This window comes from Streptomyces sp. NPDC097129, from assembly GCF_055668065.1.
Map to the genome: position 1 here is coordinate 1 of NZ_JBVOQE010000067.1, position 1,295 is coordinate 1,295.

At 63.2% G+C, this 1,295-nt stretch carries 2 protein-coding genes and 1 pseudogene; all 3 read right to left on the bottom strand.

Annotated elements, in window-relative coordinates; genetic code table 11:
• Nucleotides 1–693, bottom strand: a 693-nt coding sequence (locus tag AC0B9F_RS38130) for an IS256 family transposase (RefSeq protein WP_472010399.1), incomplete at its 3' end; no start/stop codon positions are given.
• A gap of 52 nt (nucleotides 694–745) precedes the next feature.
• Entirely contained in the window at nucleotides 746–973 is a 228-nt protein-coding gene (locus AC0B9F_RS38135) for a hypothetical protein (RefSeq protein WP_245220050.1), read from the bottom strand.
• Between the two features lie 29 nt (nucleotides 974–1,002).
• Nucleotides 1,003–1,295: pseudogene (locus AC0B9F_RS38140) on the bottom strand (hypothetical protein); the annotation flags it as partial.

Genomic DNA, 1,295 nt, shown 5'->3' on the forward strand with positions numbered 1-1,295 from the left:
CATCCAGAATTTGGCGCCCTCACCGCCGGTGCCGGCCCACAATCCGAGCACGTCGCGCCGTCCGTCGAGACTGACGCCGATCGCCGCGTAGATCGGCCGGTTTGCGACCTGCCCGTCTCGAACTTTGACGACGATCGCATCGACGAAAACTGCCGCGTACACCTCGTCGAGCGGACGGGCAGACCAGTCCTGCATCTCCTCGAGGACCTTGTCGGTGATCCGCGAGATGGTCTCCTTCGAGACCGAGGCCCCGTAGATTTCAGCGAAATGCGAACTGATTTCACCAGTCGTTAATCCTTTGGCGTACAACGACAACACGATCTCATCGACCCCGTTCAATCGACGTTGGCGTTTCTTGACGATCTGCGGCTCGAACGTCCCTTCCCGATCACGAGGGACCTCGATCGGGACATGCCCACTGGCCTCGGTCAACACCGTTTTCGACCGAGTCCCGTTGCGAATATTCGTAGACTCCCGATCGGCCGGAGCTTGGTTCTTGTCGTGCCCGAGGTGCTCGGTCATCTCCTCGTTCAGTGCGGTTTCCAGAACGGTTTTGGTGAACTGCTTGAGCAAACCGTCCGGCCCGGTCAGCGACAGGCCCTGCTCCTTGGCCAGGCGCACCAACTCCGCGGCCGCCGCAGCTTCCGCGGAGGGCTCGGCCCTCTTCTTCGTCACATTCTCCAGTGTCGTCATCTCGGCACCTCCTCGCCGAGCATTCACTCAGCGTCTCGGGCCAAAACACCGATTACGAAACAGTCCCGGTGCCGGTTCCGCAGCGGCGGGCATACGCGATCATTCCGTCTGCTGCCCGCACAGCGCGGACGCCGTTGTCGTGGATCTGCGACTCGGGGTCTTGCTCGTAGCGGAAGTCATCGTGCTTGCTGCCGCCTGCTGTCGATGCCGCGACTGCGTCGAATGTGTCTATTCCTTCCCAGGCGCGTGCACGGTATTCGGGCTTCGTTGTTTCGGACATGTGTTGTGTCCCTTTCCCTTGCGGGTGAGCTACACAGCGGGGGTGCTGTGCAGCGCGGCCAACAGGGCGGTCTGGACCTCGAGCGCGGGCGACGGCGCACCGTGTGCAAGGACGCTCGCGGTCGTGTCATCGATGACGACGGACATGTGGGCGCGGTGACGCGAGAGCATCACGCAGGTGCGGCCCGCGTCGAGGTTGAAAGGTTCGGCGGTCCGGTATCCCGCCAACGGGTGCAGCACCACGACGGCAGGGCGCTCGAGGCCTTGCAGCGAGTTGGCGGTGCCGACCAGTACGTCGGGGTGCTCGCTGAGTAGGGCACGGA

Bases quoted from the DNA above. Each gene is read 5' to 3' on its own strand.
- AC0B9F_RS38135 (WP_245220050.1), bottom strand. From the start codon at position 973: ATGTCCGAAACAACGAAGCCCGAATACCGTGCACGCGCCTGGGAAGGA.